Raw genomic sequence first — 15,687 nt, forward strand, 5'->3', positions numbered from 1 at the left:
AGGCCCTGCCAGGACCCGCAGACATCCTCACATCCTCAAAACAGTTGACATGCCGTTCCCGCAGGCTTGATGGGCCTGCCGTGAAGGCGCACAGTGCCAGCCTCGCCAGGAGATCACGATGCGATTCAGCCGCCTCGCCGCACTGTCCCTGGCCATGCTGCCGCTCGGCGCCATGGCAGGGGCGCTGTACGGCACCGTCCGCTCGGACCATGGGCCGCTGGGCGCCGTACAGGTTCAGCTGGCCTGCCCCCGCTTCGGGCAGGGCGCACGCACCACGGAGGCGACGAGCGATGCCAACGGCAGCTTCGCGCTGCGCCTGCCCGTGAATGGCAAGTGCGAGATGCGCGTGCAGCGCGGCACCAGCATCGGCCCGCCGTTCGAGGTCTATCTGTTCGAGAACCCCGTGCGCTTTGATTTCGTCGTCGGGCAGCGGCTGGAGAAGCTGCGGTGACGGTCAAGGAGGCGGACAAGGTCAACAACAAGGCGCAAGACAAGGGCAAGCCCGGCGAGAAGGACACCGGCGCCACTCGCCTGGAGTGGATCAAGGCGATCGGCATGCCGGCAGTGACGCTGATCGTGACGGTGGTGGGCGGCTACTACCTGACCGGGCTGCAGAAGGAACGCGAGACGCGCGAGGGCAACGAGAAGCTGTACGCGCAGTTGCTGACGCAGCGCGAGCAGTCTGACGCGCAGATCCGCAAGGACATGTTCAACGTCGTCATCAGCAACTTTCTGAAGGAACCCAAGAAGGGCGACCTCGAAACGCAGGTGCTGCAACTCGAACTGCTCGCGAGCAACTTCAACCAGTCGCTGGACCTGGCGCCTCTGTTCAAGGACGTGGCTCGCAAGCTGACAGGCAAGGACGCCTCGTCCACGCCGCGCAATGCCGAGTTCAAGAAGCGACTGGACCTCAGCGCGGCCAACCTGATCTCCAAGCAGGTCGACAGCCTGTCGCACCGGGGCTTCGCCAAGGGCTATCCGCAGCCGCTGGGCGGTTGGGCAGAAAACTTTGGCAAGCCCTTCATCGACGAGAAGATCACGCTGCAGCGCCTCATGCCGCGATCACGAGCGGCACCGGGCGGCAAAGGCGAATCCATTCACTTCCAGGTCGAGATCGTGGATGTGAACCTGGAGCGCCGCGAGGTGGAGGTCAGGCTGCGCGTCGACTTCCCGGGGGACTCGGAACAAGACGTGGACCGGCATTTCTGGGTCAGCCAATACGACTTCCCCATGCTGGACAACACGCAGTTGCCGCAGGGGCTTCGCTGCTCCATCGTCATCACCGAATTCCTGGTGCCCGACGGCCCTGCGGACAGCCGCGAAGCCAACAGCGCCGTCAAGTTCCACCTGGTCGTCTTTCCTGCTGCGAGCGCCAGCTTCAAGGAACGCCAGGACTATGACGACGTGCTGACCGACATGTTGAGGTTCAGCGCCAACCGAGGCGAGAAGGAGGCAGCACGCCCATGAACACAATTCCACTGCCCTGCCGCCGCTCCTTGCTTTGCGGCGTCGTCCTGGTCCTGGCCGCGGCGCTGCGTCCGCAGCACGCCCTGGCATACGCCGCAGCATCGGCGCCCACCGGCAATGACGACGAGGCCCCAAAAGGCAAACCGCCAAAAGACAAGGATCGAGATCGGGACAAATCGACCACCCGGCTGGTCGTCAAGGTCAGTGGCAACGGCAAGCCCGTCAGCCACGCCGACGTGAAGGTCAAGGTCGGCGGCGGCGACGGCATCTCCCTCGTGACCAATGACCGCGGCGAAGCCTCGCTGACTCTCAACGCCCCGGGCGCGGCCGAAGTCCACGTGATTGCGCTGGGCTGGGCGTCCGGTCGCGGCGTCGTGGAACTCAAGGCCGGCGAGCCGACCTCGCTGCAGATCGAACTCAAGAAGTCGCAGTGAAGGCGGCTGCGGATAGCGCCCGGTGAGAAGGGCCCGCCGCGAAGCTCGGGCTCAGGGCGCGGCGATGCCGTCGATGCGGTCCAGGCGCACGATCATGCGGCCAAACTGCTGATTGCGCAGTTCAACCCACAGCCCCGGTTCGATGCGCGTCACCGCGCCCGAGATCGTCTGCCCGGCCACGTAGAGCGTGATGCCGCGCTTGTCCTGCAGCGCCGTGGTGAGCGCCTGCTCGATGCCTCGCGTGGCATCGGTTGCATGAGCAACGCCCGACACGAAGGCGCAGGCGACGACGAGCGCGGCCAGCGCACGGCGTGAGGAAAAGGGGCGGGACGGTTGCACAGACATGGCAGGGCTCCTGAATGCTGGTTGGACGGGCCTTGACTGTGCTCGACGCGGGTCACCAGGAGACGTCAGGCGAGGCAGGGGTTTGTTTCGTTTGTTGTTCGTACCGATCTTGAGAATCAGACACGGCTGACGCTGCGCCACCCTCGCCTGGCGCAGCATGGGCCCCAAGGAGACCACAGCCGTGATCGCAAGCTTGCTCGGCCCGTTGCTGGGTCGCTGGGCGTTTGAACCGTTCGCCAAGGCCTTGCCCCAGATGGGCGACACCGAGCGCGCGGCGCTGGAGGCCGGCACGGTGGGTTTCGAAGGCGCATTGTTCGCCGGCGCGCCGGACTTCGACCGCCTGCTCGCCATGGCGCCCAACCGCCTGACGGCCGACGAGCAGGCCTTCCTGGACGGCGACGTGCGCGAGCTGATCGCGATGCTCGACGACTTTGCGATCGACGAGGCGCACGACCTGCCGCCCGAGGTGTGGCGCTTTCTGCGCGAGCGGCGCTTCTTCGGCATGATCATCCCGCGCGAGCAGGGTGGCCTGGGCTTCGGCCATTTCGCCCACGCCGCCGTGGTGACCCGTATCGCCACCGTCAACGTGGCCACCGCCGTGACGGTCATGGTGCCCAACTCGCTGGGCCCGGCCGAACTGCTGCTGCGCTACGGCACGGACGCGCAGGAGGCCCACTACCTGCCCCGCCTGGCGGACGGCCGCGACCTGCCCTGCTTCGGCCTCACCTCGCCGTACGCCGGTTCCGACGCTGCGGCCATCCCCGACACCGGCATGCTGACCGAGCGCGAGATCGACGGCCACACCGTGCGCGGCTTCAGCGTGCGCTTTGACAAGCGCTACATCACGCTCGCACCGGTGGCCTCCGTGGTGGGCCTGGCCTTCCAGGCCGTTGACCCGTCGCGCCCGCCGGCGGAGCAGCATCTCGGCATCACCTGCGCACTGATCCCCGTGCCCACGCCGGGGCTGGAGATCGGGCGCCGCCACCGGCCGATGAACTCCGCCTTCATGAACGGGCCCATCCACGGCGACGATGTGTTCGTGCCCATGGACTGGGTCATCGGCGGCGAGGCTCAGGTGGGCCAGGGCTGGCGCATGCTGATGGAATGCCTCGCTGCGGGGCGCGCCATCTCGTTGCCGGCGTTGGGCGCGGCCATGCAGCAGACAGCGCTCTACGTGATGACGGGCTATGGCCGCATCCGCGAGCAGTTCGGCCTGCCCATCGCGCGCTTCGAGGCCATTGCGGGTCTCATAGCCCGCACGGCGGCGGATCTGTACGCGTCCGACGCCGCGCGCCGCTACACGGCAGCGGCACTCGACGCCGGCGAGCGGCCCAGCGTGGCCAGCGCCATCCTCAAGGTGCAGCTCACCGAGGCCGGCCGCCGCGCCGTCAGCACGGGCATGGACGTGCTGGGCGGCAAGGGCATCATCAGCGGCCCGAGCAACCTGCTGGGCGTGGCCTATCGGCATGCGCCCATCGCCATCACGGTGGAAGGCGCCAACCTGCTGTCGCGGGCCCTCATCATCTTCGGCCAGGGCGCCGTGCGCTGCCACCCACACGTGATGGCCGAAATGGCTGCCGTGCAGGCCAAGGACGAAGCCGCGCTGGGCCGAGCCCTGCTGGGCCACGCAGGCCACGTCGCGCGCAACCTCGGCGCCAGCCTCTTCGGCGCCGGCCTGAAGGGCCGTGTGCCGCCAGGGCTTGAAAAGGAAGCCCGGCTCATCGCCCGCTTGTCGGCCAAGTACGCGCTGACGGCCGACCTCGCGATGGGGCTGCTCGGCGGGCGGCTCAAGCGCATGGAGCTGCTGTCCGCGCGGCTGGGCGATGTGCTCTCCCACCTCTACCTGGCGGCGGCCAGCGTGTGGCGCTTCAAGGTGGAGGAGCAGGGCGAGGGCGACCCGAAGATGCTGCCATTCGCCCGGGCCGCCATCCGCTTCCAGCTCGAAGCCGCCGCGGCCACGCTGCGAGATCTGCACGCCAACATGCCTTCGGGCGCGTTGAAGGCGCTGTCGCCGCTGCTGCTGCACGGCACCCGCCACCTGGCACCGCTGCGCGATCGCGATCTCGTTGCGCTGGCCGAATCACTGCGCACCGATCCCTCGCTCGTGGCCCGCCTGTGCCCCGACTTCACCCCGCCGGCCACCGGCGGGCTGCGCGACCTGGCCGACGCGCTGCGCCTGGCCGATGCACTGGGCGGCGCCCCGGCCGAGGAGGTCACCGAGCTGAACCGCGCACTGCGCCGCACACACTCACTGGAAGCCGCCGCCGCCAGCTCGCGCGACCCCGAGGCCGCGCTGGCCTATCTGCGCGCGGCGGACAAGGTCATTCAGGTGGACTGACGCGACGAAGCAAGGTCTTCCTGTGGGCAGCGTCATTGGGCCTGAAAAATCACTCCTCCCAGCGAAACCGCCAGATCGCCAGCAGCCCGAAGGCTGCGCTGAAGCCCAGCATCACCGCGCTGGGCAGCAGCGCAGCGGCGAAGGGCTGACCGCGCCACGTCATCGCATCCAGCGCATCCACGGCCCAACGCGTCGGCACCGCCAGCGAAGCCGTCTGCAACCACTCCGGGAAGATGAAGGCCGGTACCCAGGCGCCGCCCAGCATGACCATCAGCAGCGTGGCCAGGATGGCCAGGCCGCGTGTGGCCTCGGGCGTGCGGCCCAGTGCCGCGATGAGCAGGCCGAAGCTGGCCGTCAGCAGCGCAAAGCAGGCCAGCACCAGCACGAAGCCGGCCGGGCTGCCGAGCACGCGCACGCCGAAGGCGGCGATGGCCACGACGTAGATGATGGTGAAGACGATCAGCGAGATCAGCGCGCTGGCGGCGATGCGACTGCCCAGCAGCTGGGCGCGCGACAGCGGTGCCGCGCGCAGCCGCTTCCACAGGCCCAGACGGCGCATCAGCAGCAGGCCCATGCCCATCTCTACGCCGCTCATCAGGATGAACTGCACGCCCATGCCGGCGAAGGAGTGGGCATAGCTGTTGTAGGCCACGGGGGCGGCATTGGCGCCGGATTGCAGGGCCTCGACCTCGCGCGTCGTGTAGGGCATGGACAGGCCGCCCGCCGCCGCCGCGGAAGCACCGCCCGGAGGCTGAGCGGTCTCGCGCTTTTGCACGGCGCCGATGCTGTCGAACATGCGCACGAGCTCGGCCCGGCGTTCGGTGTCCAGGCCTTGCGAGGTCTCGACCTGTTGCTTCATGTCCGCCAGCACGGGGCTACCGGCACTGAAGGTGCTGCGGCTGACCTCCTGCATCAGCGTCTGCGCCAGCAGCCCGCGCACGACGGCCAGGGCGCTGGCCTGCGAGGGGTCGTAGTGCAGCACGATCACGGGCTTCGGGCTGGTGCCGAACATGGCCCCCGCCGCTTGCTGGCCCAGGCCCTGCGGCAGGATGGCCGCGGCGCGCAGCTTGCCGGCGCGCACCTGCGCCACGACGTCGGCCTCATCGGTGACCGTGGTCTTCAACGCGGACTCGGCCTGCAGTGCTGCGACGACGCGCTGCGACAGCGGGCTGCGGTCCAGGTCGACGACACCGACGGCGATGCCGGCCATCTTGCTGCTGGAGCCGAACAGGCTGCCGAAGAAGGCGGCGATGAGGATGGGCGCGACGATGCTCATGAGCAGCGCGCGGCGGTTGGAGAAGTGCAGCTTCAGTTCTGCACGGACGAGCGCGAGGATGGCTTGCATGGTTCAGTCCCGCAGTTGACGACCGGTGAGCGACAGGAAGACGTCTTCGAGCGTCGCGCGGGCCGAGGCGAGACCGCGCACCCTGACACCGCGCTGCGCCAGCGCGGCCAGTACGGCGCCGGCGTCGCGGCCGATGTCGGCGACGCTGACGTCCAGCCGCTGGCCCACCCGCCTGACATCGGGAAAGCCGGCCAGGCCTTGCAGCGCCGCATCGTTGGGCTCGCCGTCGATCTCGACGTGCAGCGTCTGCGCGGCCGGCAGCAACGCGAAAAGCTGGGCCTGGGTGCCGCTGGCGACGACGCGGCCATGGTCGATGATGACGAGCCGGTCTGCCAGGCGCTCGGCCTCCTCCATGTAGTGGGTCGTGTAGATCAAGGCCTTGCCGGCGCGCTTGAGCATCTCCAGGTTGTCGAAGATGGCGTTGCGGCTTTGTGGGTCGACGCCGGCCGTGGGCTCGTCGAGCAGGATGATCTCGGGGTCGTGGATCAGCGCGCAGGCGATGTTGAGCCGCCGCTTCATGCCGCCGGAGAAGGTCGAGGGCTTGTCCTTGGCGCGGTCCGACAGGCCCACCATGGCCAGCACCTCGTCGGCGCGGCGCTTCAGCAGTTCAGGCGCCATGCCATAGAGGTTGCCGAAGAGCTCCACGTTCATGCGCGCCGGCAGTTCCTCGTACAGCGCGATGTCCTGGGGCACCAGGCCGATGCGGCGCTTGTAGCCGGCCTCGTCGCTGGCGAGACTGACGCCGCCGGACAGCGTCACCATGCCGGCACCGGGCACCGTCAGGCCGCAGATCATGCCGACCGTCGTCGACTTGCCAGCGCCGTTAGGGCCGAGCAGGCCCAGCACCTCACCAGCCCGCAGCTCGAGGCCCACCTCATGCACGGCCACGCGGTCGCCATAGGCCTTGCGCAGGCCGCGGGCCACCAGCACGTCTTCCTTCATTGCCGCCTCCTTGGGTTTCGAATGGGCGCGATGCTAGACAGGGGCCGGGCGGCGCGTGCCTGCCACGCGACGAACGGCAAGCATCGGGCGCGGATGAACGGCACGGCGCGCCAACTGTGAAACCCGGGTCGGGCGGTCGATACTGCCTGGCATGAAGGCACGCATCGGCATCATCGGCACGGGCTGGGTCGGCACCAGCGTCGCGTTTTCAACGCTGCTCGCCGGGCATGCGCGCGAACTGTGGCTGTGCGACCAGCGCGCCGCCGTGGCCGAGGGCGAGGCCATGGACCTGGCCGACGGTGCGGCCTTCTACCCGCGCTGCGCCGTGAGTGCCGTGCCCCTGGCGCAGATGCGCGAGGCCGACATCGTCGTGCTGGCCGCCGGGCGCAACGGCCGGCCGGACGAGAGCCGTCTGGACCTGCTGCGCGACAACGCCCGCATCGCCGCCGGCATGGGCCGGGCGCTGGCCGGCTTCGGCGGCATCGTCATCGTCGTGACCAACCCGGTCGACGTGCTGACCCGCGTGGTCGCCGCGGCCGCCGGCCTGCCACCGGAGCGTGTCATCGGCACCGGCACGCTGCTGGACACGGCGCGGCTGCGCGAGCGGCTCGCCATGCACCTGAAGGTGTCGCCGACGTCGGTGCATGCGCAGGTCGTGGGCGAGCATGGCGACTCGTCGGTCGTGCTGTGGTCCGGCGCGCGCGTCGGTGGCGTGGCGCTGCGCGACTGGGCCGGCTGGCCGGCGGACGAGGAAGCCACGCTGGCGGGCCACGTGCGCCGCGCGGCCTACGACGTCATCCAGCGCAAGGGCGCCACCAACCACGCCATCGGGCTCGTCACGAGCGAGCTCATCGGCGCCCTCGTCAACGATGAGCGCCGGCTTCTGCCCGTCAGCCGCGTGCAGGAGGGCGCCTGTGGCATCCGCGGCGTGGCGTTGTCCCTGCCGGCGCTGGTGGGCGCGGGCGGCGCGGTGCAGGTGGTGGAGCCAGCGATGGATGCGGCCGAGCGGGCGGCGTTGGCGGCGTCGAGCGCGGTGCTGGCGCGAGCGTTCGCGTCACTCGCCGCCGGCGCCTAGGCCAGCTTGGCGGGCCCCCATGCGGGCCGGCTCGCAGCCTTTGCGCGCTGCGGGCTGCGGCGCTTGACACCGCTGCCGACGCGCGCCGCGGCGGCGCGTGGTGCCAAAGGCGCCGCGGGCTCGTGCGCCGGGCTGCTCTGAGCCAGCTTGAACACTTCGACCGTCTGCACCAGCCGCAGTGCCTGCACCCGCAGGCTCTCCGCCGCCGCCGCGCTTTCCTCCACCAGCGCGGCGTTCTGCTGCGTGACCTGGTCCATCTGACCGACGGCTTCACCCACATGGCACACGCCGGCACTTTGCTCCGTGCTGGCCGCGCTGATCTCGACCATGATGTCGGTCACACGCTTGATCGAGTTGACCACTTCCGTCATCGTGGCACCGGCCTGATCGACCAGCGCCGTGCCCTGCTCGACACGCTGCACGCTCGATCCGATCAGGCTCTTGATCTCCTTGGCGGCGTTCGCCGATCGACCGGCCAGGCTGCGCACCTCGCTGGCGACGACCGCGAAGCCGCGGCCCTGCTCACCGGCGCGCGCCGCTTCCACCGCCGCGTTCAAGGCGAGGATGTTGGTCTGAAAAGCGATGCCGTCGATGACGCCGATGATGTCGGCAATCTTCTTCGAGCCGGCGTTGATCTCCTTCATCGTGTCGACGACCTGGCCGACCACTTCGCCGCCCTTGATGGCGATGACGCTGGCGCCCTGCGCGAGTGCGTTGGCCTCGCTGGCGTTGTCGGCGTTCTGCTTGACGGTGGCGCTGAGCTGCTCCATCGAAGCTGCGGTCTCCTCGAGCGCCGCCGGCCACCACGCGGGACAGGCTCTCCTGCATCTCCCGCAGCTGCGCCAGCAGGCTGGTCGTGTCGCCTGGCCTGTGGTTGTTCATGGCTGCGCCCCACTCGAGCGAAGGTCTCCTCAGGGCGCCTTGTCATCACCGGTGCGCGCGCCCCGGGGCGCTTCGCCCAGGATCCGCCCGACGGCCTGCCGCAGTTCCTCGTTCTCGAAGGGTTTGGCCAGCGCGCCATGCGCGCCCAGCTCGAGCGCCTGCTGCAGACGTTGCTCGCTCTCGCCGGAAACGACGAGCACCTTCAGCGGAAACGGCGGCGGTTGCTCGCGCAGGAAGCGCAGGACGCCGAAGCCGTCGATGCCGGGCATCTGGAGGTCCAGGGTCATCAGGTGCGGCTTGAAGACGTGCAGCATCGACCCCGCCAGGAAGCCGTCGCTCGCGGTGGCCACCTCGAAGCCTTCGCGCTTGAGCGCCCGCTTGATCGCGCTGGCCATCGCGGCTTCGTCGTCGACCACCAGGATGCGTTTGGGTTGCCCGGGCATGTCATCGGGATCAGGAATGCCATGCACGCTCATGAACCGGCGCAGTTCGGTCGCGAGGACGCGATAGTCGCCACGGCCAGGCAACCGATAGGCCTGCAGCTCGTTGCGCTCGATCCATCGGATCACCGTCCGAAAGCTCACGCCGCATATCCGCGCAGCTTCACTACTCGTCAAAGTCTCATTCACGGCGGCTGCTCCTGATTTGCTGCTGTCAGGTTAGAGCTGCGTGTCACGTTAGTCAAGAACGTGGCATGCGCCTGATTTCACGAAAGAGCTGGCAGTAACGGGGTGGCGGCTGGCCGTGCGGCTTGTCGCTGCGCGCCGCTTGGCGTTGATCGGCGGCCGGCGGTGTTCACGAGTTCGAGCCAGCCAACCGCATCCCCCATACGGTTGGCCCTCGCCGAGCACCGCGGCAAGCGTGAAGGAACGGGCGGGTCGAACGAGCAGCAGCCGCTCTGACGGCGTGATGAGCGCCGCTCAGAACGGTGAGCGGGAATCCGGCATGCCCGAGAGGGCGTTCCGCGCGTTGGCTTGCCTCTCGCCCTCTCAGCCCGCCGCCAGCGCCCGCCCGATCAGGATCTTCTGCACCTCGCTCGTGCCCTCGTAGATCTGCGTCACCCGCACGTCGCGGTAGATGCGCTCGACGGGGAAGTCGCTGAGGTAGCCATAGCCGCCGTGGATCTGGATGGCCTCGGAGCAGACCTTCTCGGCCATCTCGCTGGCGAACAGCTTGGCCATGGCCGCCTCCTTCAGGCAGGGTCGGCCGGCATCCTTCAGGCTGGCGGCATGCCAGATCAACTGGCGGGCCGCCTCGATCTGCGTGGCCATGTCGGCCAGCTTGAACTGCACCGCCTGATGGTTGAAGATGGGCTGGCCAAAGGTGACCCGGTCCTTGCTGTAGCGCAGTGCCGCCTCGAAGGCCGCGCGCGCCATGCCGACCGATTGCGAGGCGATGCCGATGCGCCCGCCCTCCAGGCCCGACAGGGCGATCTTCAGGCCCTGGCCTTCATCGCCCAGGCGGTTGGCAGCCGGCACGCGGCAGTTCTCGAACAGGATCTGGGCCGTGTCGCTGCTGTGCTGGCCCATCTTCTCCTCGATGCGCGCGACCTGGTAGCCGGGTGTATTGGTCGGGACGACGAAAGCGCTGATGCCCTTCTTGCCAGCGGCCTTGTCGGTCACCGCCATGACGATGGCGACATCGCCGTGCTTGCCGCTGGTGATGAACTGCTTGACGCCGTTGAGCACATAGTCATCGCCATCGCGGACGGCCGTCGTGCGCAGGCCGCCAGCTTCCGAGCCGACATGAGGCTCGGTCAGGCAGAAGGCGCCCAGCATGTCGCCGCGCGCCAGGGGTTTGAGGAAGCGCTCCTTCTGCTCGTCGTTGGCAAAGCCCATCAGGATGGAGCAGACCGGGCAGTTGTTGACGCTGACCACGGTACTTGTGCCGCCGTCACCCGCGCCGATCTCTTCGAGGATGACTGCCAGCGCCAGATAGTCCAGGCCCGCGCCGTCCCATTCGGTCGGCACGGCAACGCCATAGCAGCCCAGGGCCGCCAGACCCTTCAGCTGCTCGGCCGGAAAGTGGTGGTTCTTGTCCCAGGCCGCGGCATGGGGGGCGATCTCGGCCTGCACGAAGGCGCGGATGGCGTCTTGCACGGCGAGGTGGTCTTCGGTAAGAAGCATGGTGCTCAACCTGTTGGATTGGATGAGCCATTGTCGAGGCTGCGTCAGCCGGGGCGCAGCGGGAAGCGCAAGGGCGCCGCATGCGCCGCCTCGACTTCGCCGCGCCAGGTGCGGACCGTCAGCGCGTCGCCTTCAAGGCTCAGGCGCTCGCGAACGCCGGTGTCCAGCGTCTGGCGCTGCCACCAGCCCGGGCGCTCCGCGACGGGCAGCGCGTTCAGCTGCTGGCTGAGGTCGAGCGCAGCCTGCGAGAGCACCAGGTCGGCCTGGCGCAAGGCATAGCTTTCGAAGGCAGGTCGGCCGACCTCCACCAACACGTGGCCGACCGTGTTGCGCCAGCGCAGGAAGCGCCACCAGGAGGCGTCGGGCTCCGGCTTGCCGCGCACCTGCCGCGCCAGCGCCGGGCCCTGCAGATGGCCGAAGGACCGCATGTCGGCCAACCAGTAGGCGCTCATGGCCTGTATCGTCAGCTGCGGCAGATAGCCCAGGCTGTGCCGGCTGGCCCAGGCCTGCGGCGGATTGGGTTCCATGTCGAACATCTGGTCGCCATGCGCGCTCAGGTCGGCAACCGTCTCACGCTGGAAATGCGACTCCGCTGCCATCCACAGGCGCGGCTGCAGCAGGCGTGCCGGCAGCGGGGCTCGCCAAGCAGCCGGCAGCACCGCGCCTGCCGGCTGGCGCGCCGCCCACTGCACCAACAACTGCTGGTGCCGCATGGCCGTGACCCAACCGACAGCTTGGCCGAGCAAGGTCTGGGAGCCGGAGACGAAGAGGCGCAGCAGCGCATCCGCCCTTGCCCAGGACAGCTCCGCGCGCTGTGCATCCGGCGCGAGCACGGCTTCGATCTGCAACCAGCGCATGCAATGGGTCACGCCTCCGAACTGCGGCTGCGCCAGGGCTTCGAAGGACGAGCTGCCGGGTGGGCGGGGCCGACGCACCGGTGCCGGCTCCTGGAAGCCGGGCCTGGCTGCCAGCGCCTTGCAACGTTCGCCGAACAGGGTGGCATTGGCCATCTGCGCCTTCAGCCCCGCCGCGGCGGTACGCCAGCGGGCCACGCAATCCTCCTTGGCGGCGTTGCAGTTCCAGTCCTCTCCCGATGGCAGCGCCAGCAGCCCGGCTTCGCCGCTGACCTCACCGCGCCAGCTGCGCTGCCCCCAGGCATTCGGCGCCTCACCCTGCGGCGCGCGCAGCCCCTGGGCGTCGAAGAAGGCGTTGTCCTGCGGCGCCAGCGTCACCGCCTGCGGCTGCAGCTCCGGGGGTACCGGCTGAGAGGCGGCATCCGCCCAGCGACCATTGCAGGCCAGCCAGGCAATGCCCAGCAGCAGCAGCAACGCCATCGGACCGAGCACGATCCACAGCAACACCTTGAACCCACGGCGCATCGACAAGCTCCCATGAAGACGGCGCAGCTTAGGCAGCAGCGGTCGCGGTAGCAGTAAAGGACCGAAGGGAATATTCCCTCGGTCGCCCTCCGGCGGTTTTCGGGGCGGCGTTCACCCTGTTTGCCCGCTGCCGCCGTAGAAGCAGAGGCCCTGTGTTCGCCAGCTTCACGCTGACGAACACGGTGCACTCGCCGACGATGCCGGTTTGGGCAAGGTGTTGTCGGTGCCGCCTGGCTTGCCCGTCCCGGACACCTTTATGCCTTCCGCCACGACGCTTCGCTCGCTGTTCGCCCTGCTGACCCTGGTGGCCTCGGCCGCTTTCGCGCTCAGCCCTCCGCCACCGCCGCCCAAGCCCCTGCCCCCGGTAGCGCCGCCCATGCCGCGCTTCATCGTGCCCGACGCCAGCCAGCCGCTGACGCTGCAGCGCGTGCAGGTGCATGCCACGCTGGCCGGCGCCCAGGCGCAGACGCGCATCGAGCTCGTCGTGCACAACCCCAACCCGCGCCAGCTGGAAGCCACGCTGGAATTCCCGCTCGATGCCGGCCAGAGCGTCGTCGGCTTTGCGCTGGACATCCGCGGCGAGATGGTCAGCGCCGTGCCCGTGCCCAAGGACAAGGGCCGCCAGGTGTTCGACGACATCTCGCGCCGTCGCGTCGACCCGGCCCTGCTCGAGCGCACCGCCGGCAACAACTTCAAGCTGCGCATCTATCCGGTGCCACCCAACGGCGAGCGGCGCGTCATGCTGCAACTGGCCGAGACGCTGCAGCCCGACCCGCAGGGGCGCATGCAGTACCGCCTGCCCTTGAACTTCGGCCAGCCGATGGGCCAGTTCGAGGGTCGCTTCGACCTGCGTGGCGGCAAGCCGCAGGTGAGCGGCGCATTGGCCGGCGTCGAGACTTTCTCCCGTGGCGACGAGACGTCGCTGCGGCTGCAGCGACGCAACTGGCAGCCGCGCGAGGCGCTGGCTCTGAGCTGGGCCGCCAGCGGCGGCGACAGCGTCATCGTGCAGGAGCATCTCGGCCAGGTCTACGCCTATGCCGAGCTCGCCGCCGTCGAGGGCGCGCGTGGCGCCACCCGCCTGCCTCGCGAACTCAACCTCGTCTGGGATGCCTCCGGCTCCGGCGCCGAGCGCGACCATGCGCGCGAGTTCGCCCTGCTCGATGCCCTCTTGTCCGCCGCCCGCGACGTGCGCGTGCAGCTGACCGTGGCACGCGATGCCGCCGAGCCGGTGCGTGTTTTCGACGTGCGCGGTGGCGACTGGCAGCCCCTGCGCCGCACCCTGCAGCAGTTGCCGTACGACGGCGCCAGCAGCCCGGCCGCCTGGTATGCCGGCCTGGCCGCCGCGCCCCCCGGCAGCGGCACGATGAGCCTGCTGTTCAGCGACGGCCTGGCCACCTGGCCCGACCTCGGCGGCCTGCCACCCGCCGGCCCCGTGTTCACGGTGAATGCCGCCAGCCGGGCCGACCTGCCACGACTGCGCCGCCTCGCCGAGGCCGGCGGTGCACGCCTGCTGGACCTGACCCGGATGGGCACCGCGTCCGCCTTCACCGCGCTGACAAGGCCCGGCCTGCAGGTACTGGACGTAAAAGGCGACGGCGTCGAGGGCATCGAGGACGTCGTCATCGAATCCCTGCACCCCGAGAACGGCCGCCTCGCCATCGCAACTCGCCTGACAGTGGTCACCGGCCGCCTCCTCGTCACCCTCATCGATGGCCAGGGGCGGCGCAGCCAGCGCCGCATCGAGCTGAAGGCGCCGACCGAGAGCCCTCCGTCCGACGAGGCCACGCTGCCGCTGGCGGCGCGGCGCTGGGCCGAGCTGCGCATCGCCGAGCTGTCGGCCGAGCAGCAACGCAACCGCGCCCAGATCCGGCGTCTGGGCGAGCAGTTCCGCCTGCTCAGCGCCGAGACCTCGCTGATCGTGCTCGACGAGCTGGCCGACTATGTGCGCTACGAGATCGCGCCCCCCACGGCCACCCTGCGCGCGGCCTACCGGCAGAGCCTGGCCCAGCGCGGCGCCACGCGCCAGGCCGACCGCGAAAGGCATATCGACAGCCTCGTGCAGCGCTTCAAGCAGCGCCAGGCCTGGTGGGCCCAGGAGTTCCCGCGGGGGCCCGTCGAGACGCCGCCCATCGCCGTGGCCGAGACCCGGCCGGCAGCGCCTGCGCCGGTCCGCCCATCGATCGCGCAGCCAGCGGCCCCCATCGCCCTGCGAGAGCCGCCGCCAGCACCCGCCGCAGCGCCGGCACCGCCGCCTCTCGCGCAGATGTTGGCTCCCTCAGCTGCGCCCGCGCTCGAATCCGTGTCCGTGACGGGATTGCGCCGCGCCCGCGAAGAGGACGCCGGCACCACGGCCGCCCCGGCCAGCATCGCGCTGAGAGCCTGGGAGCCCAATGCCGCCTACGCACGCCGCCTGCGCGAGGCCAGCGACGCCGAGCGCTATGCCATCTACCTCGACGAGCGGCCCGGCTATCTGTCCAGCACCGCCTTCTTCATCGACGCGGCCGAGATCTTCTTCGCCAAGGGTCAGCAGGCACTGGCCGTGCGCGTGCTGTCCAACCTCGCCGAGATGGAGCTGGAGAACCGCCACATCCTGCGCATCCTGGCCTACCGGCTGCAGCAGGCCGGCCAGACCCCCCTGGCCGTGCCGCTGCTGGAGCGCGTGCGCGAACTGGCACCGGACGAGCCGCAGTCCTCGCGCGACCTCGCCCTGGCCCTCGCCGCCACCCAGCCCCAGCGCGCGCTGGACCTGTTGTGGGACGTGGCCAGCCGGCCCTGGGACGGGCGCTTTGCCGACATCGACCTGATTGCGCTGACCGAGCTCAATGCCCTGGCCGCCCGGACGCCCAAGCTGGACCTGTCGCGTGTCGACGCGCGGCTGCGCCAAAACCTGCCGCTGGACCTGCGCGCGGTGCTGACCTGGGACGCCGACAACACCGACATCGACCTCTGGGTGACCGACCCCGACGGCGAGAAGGCCTACTACGCCCACCGCCTGACCCGCCAGGGCGGCGCGATGTCGCGTGACTTCACGGGCGGCTACGGCCCCGAGGAGTTCTCGCTGCGCCGCGCCAAGCCGGGCCGCTACGAGGTGCGCGTCCAGTTCTATGGCCACAGCCAGCAGCTGGTGTCGCCCTACACGACGCTGATGCTGTGGCTGGCCACCGGCTTCGGCACCGGCGCGCAGAAGGACGAACGCGTCGTGCTTCGCCTGTCGGGCCGGGGTGACCAGGTGCTGGTGGGCAGCTTCGAGGTGGAGGGGCGGGCGGGTGGCGCAGCGAAGTAACGACCGGTTTGCTCTGACCACTCGGCGCATGACACCCCTGCCGAGGCAGAACAGAAGGCAACGTCCTACGT

The 15,687-nt window shown here is 69.6% G+C and carries 12 protein-coding genes and 1 pseudogene; 6 read left to right on the forward strand and 7 right to left on the reverse strand.

All coding sequences use genetic code 11. The features are described 5' to 3' along the window. Positions 1 to 118: 118 nt before the first annotated feature. Genes ACXJKM_RS11385 through ACXJKM_RS11395 form a run of 3 tightly spaced genes read left to right on the forward strand, consistent with a single transcriptional unit; the run spans position 119 to position 1,901 of the window. Positions 119 to 451, forward strand: a complete 333-nt coding sequence (locus ACXJKM_RS11385; RefSeq protein WP_457322660.1) for a hypothetical protein — start codon at positions 119 to 121, stop codon at positions 449 to 451. Beyond that, positions 448 to 1,467, forward strand: a complete 1,020-nt coding sequence (locus ACXJKM_RS11390; RefSeq protein ID WP_457352410.1) for a hypothetical protein — start codon at positions 448 to 450, stop codon at positions 1,465 to 1,467. The genes ACXJKM_RS11385 and ACXJKM_RS11390 overlap by 4 nt, the downstream gene beginning before the upstream one ends. Further along, a complete protein-coding gene (locus ACXJKM_RS11395) occupies positions 1,464 to 1,901 on the forward strand; it encodes a carboxypeptidase-like regulatory domain-containing protein (protein WP_082533054.1) in 438 nt (145 codons plus the stop codon). The genes ACXJKM_RS11390 and ACXJKM_RS11395 overlap by 4 nt, the downstream gene beginning before the upstream one ends. 51 nt (positions 1,902 to 1,952) lie before the next feature. Here ACXJKM_RS11395 and ACXJKM_RS11400 read toward each other — a convergent pair whose 3' ends face one another. Beyond that, positions 1,953 to 2,246, reverse strand: a complete 294-nt coding sequence (locus tag ACXJKM_RS11400; protein WP_056204845.1) for a hypothetical protein — start codon at positions 2,244 to 2,246, stop codon at positions 1,953 to 1,955. 181 nt (positions 2,247 to 2,427) lie between these two features. On the opposite strand from ACXJKM_RS11400, the gene ACXJKM_RS11405 reads away from it, so the two are divergent. Continuing rightward, the gene (locus tag ACXJKM_RS11405) at positions 2,428 to 4,584 is read left to right on the forward strand and encodes an acyl-CoA dehydrogenase (RefSeq protein WP_457352413.1); all 2,157 of its coding nucleotides are present in this window, start codon (positions 2,428 to 2,430) and stop codon (positions 4,582 to 4,584) included. A 49-nt stretch (positions 4,585 to 4,633) separates the two neighbouring features. Here ACXJKM_RS11405 and ACXJKM_RS11410 read toward each other — a convergent pair whose 3' ends face one another. Both ACXJKM_RS11410 and ACXJKM_RS11415 read right to left on the reverse strand, forming a co-directional pair. Next, entirely contained in the window at positions 4,634 to 5,929 is a 1,296-nt protein-coding gene (locus tag ACXJKM_RS11410; RefSeq protein WP_457352415.1) for an ABC transporter permease, read from the reverse strand. A 3-nt stretch (positions 5,930 to 5,932) separates the two neighbouring features. Beyond that, on the reverse strand, positions 5,933 to 6,871 hold the full coding sequence (locus tag ACXJKM_RS11415; RefSeq protein WP_457352417.1) for an ATP-binding cassette domain-containing protein: 939 nt from the start codon (positions 6,869 to 6,871) through the stop codon (positions 5,933 to 5,935). A 151-nt stretch (positions 6,872 to 7,022) separates the two neighbouring features. On the opposite strand from ACXJKM_RS11415, the gene ACXJKM_RS11420 reads away from it, so the two are divergent. Beyond that, the gene (locus ACXJKM_RS11420) at positions 7,023 to 7,946 is read left to right on the forward strand and encodes a lactate/malate family dehydrogenase (protein WP_457322653.1); all 924 of its coding nucleotides are present in this window, start codon (positions 7,023 to 7,025) and stop codon (positions 7,944 to 7,946) included. Here the strand turns inward: ACXJKM_RS11420 and ACXJKM_RS11425 are convergent. The 4 genes and pseudogenes from ACXJKM_RS11425 to ACXJKM_RS11440 all read right to left on the reverse strand — a co-directional run. Continuing rightward, positions 7,943 to 8,743, reverse strand: a pseudogene (locus tag ACXJKM_RS11425) (methyl-accepting chemotaxis protein); the annotation flags it as partial. The gene ACXJKM_RS11420 and the pseudogene ACXJKM_RS11425 sit on opposite strands and share 4 nt — an antisense overlap. Before the next feature lie 114 nt (positions 8,744 to 8,857). Then, positions 8,858 to 9,457, reverse strand: coding sequence for a response regulator (locus tag ACXJKM_RS11430; RefSeq protein ID WP_457352418.1), 600 nt, complete (start codon positions 9,455 to 9,457; stop codon positions 8,858 to 8,860). A gap of 360 nt (positions 9,458 to 9,817) precedes the next feature. After that, positions 9,818 to 10,954, reverse strand: coding sequence for an acyl-CoA dehydrogenase family protein (locus ACXJKM_RS11435; protein WP_457352420.1), 1,137 nt, complete (start codon positions 10,952 to 10,954; stop codon positions 9,818 to 9,820). Positions 10,955 to 10,998: 44 nt separating this feature from the next. After that, positions 10,999 to 12,333 carry a hypothetical protein gene (locus tag ACXJKM_RS11440; RefSeq protein ID WP_457352422.1) on the reverse strand — a complete coding sequence of 445 codons (1,335 nt, stop codon included), beginning with the start codon at positions 12,331 to 12,333 and terminating at the stop codon, positions 10,999 to 11,001. Positions 12,334 to 12,589: 256 nt separating this feature from the next. On the opposite strand from ACXJKM_RS11440, the gene ACXJKM_RS11445 reads away from it, so the two are divergent. Then, positions 12,590 to 15,616 (forward strand): VIT domain-containing protein, encoded by a 3,027-nt coding sequence (locus ACXJKM_RS11445; RefSeq protein WP_457352424.1) that lies wholly within the window; start codon positions 12,590 to 12,592, stop codon positions 15,614 to 15,616. Positions 15,617 to 15,687: the final 71 nt, after the last annotated feature.

The sequence above is a fragment of the Roseateles sp. P5_D6 genome (genome assembly GCF_054049415.1).

Bases quoted from the DNA above. Each gene is read 5' to 3' on its own strand.
- ACXJKM_RS11410 (WP_457352415.1), bottom strand. From the start codon at position 5,929: ATGCAAGCCATCCTCGCGCTCGTCCGTGCAGAACTGAAGCTGCACTTC.
- ACXJKM_RS11435 (WP_457352420.1), bottom strand. From the start codon at position 10,954: ATGCTTCTTACCGAAGACCACCTCGCCGTGCAAGACGCCATCCGCGCC.
- ACXJKM_RS11420 (WP_457322653.1), top strand. From the start codon at position 7,023: ATGAAGGCACGCATCGGCATCATCGGCACGGGCTGGGTCGGCACCAGC.
- ACXJKM_RS11445 (WP_457352424.1), top strand. From the start codon at position 12,590: ATGCCTTCCGCCACGACGCTTCGCTCGCTGTTCGCCCTGCTGACCCTG.
- ACXJKM_RS11415 (WP_457352417.1), bottom strand. From the start codon at position 6,871: ATGAAGGAAGACGTGCTGGTGGCCCGCGGCCTGCGCAAGGCCTATGGC.
- ACXJKM_RS11440 (WP_457352422.1), bottom strand. From the start codon at position 12,333: ATGCGCCGTGGGTTCAAGGTGTTGCTGTGGATCGTGCTCGGTCCGATG.
- ACXJKM_RS11400 (WP_056204845.1), bottom strand. From the start codon at position 2,246: ATGTCTGTGCAACCGTCCCGCCCCTTTTCCTCACGCCGTGCGCTGGCC.
- ACXJKM_RS11385 (WP_457322660.1), top strand. From the start codon at position 119: ATGCGATTCAGCCGCCTCGCCGCACTGTCCCTGGCCATGCTGCCGCTC.
- ACXJKM_RS11395 (WP_082533054.1), top strand. From the start codon at position 1,464: ATGAACACAATTCCACTGCCCTGCCGCCGCTCCTTGCTTTGCGGCGTC.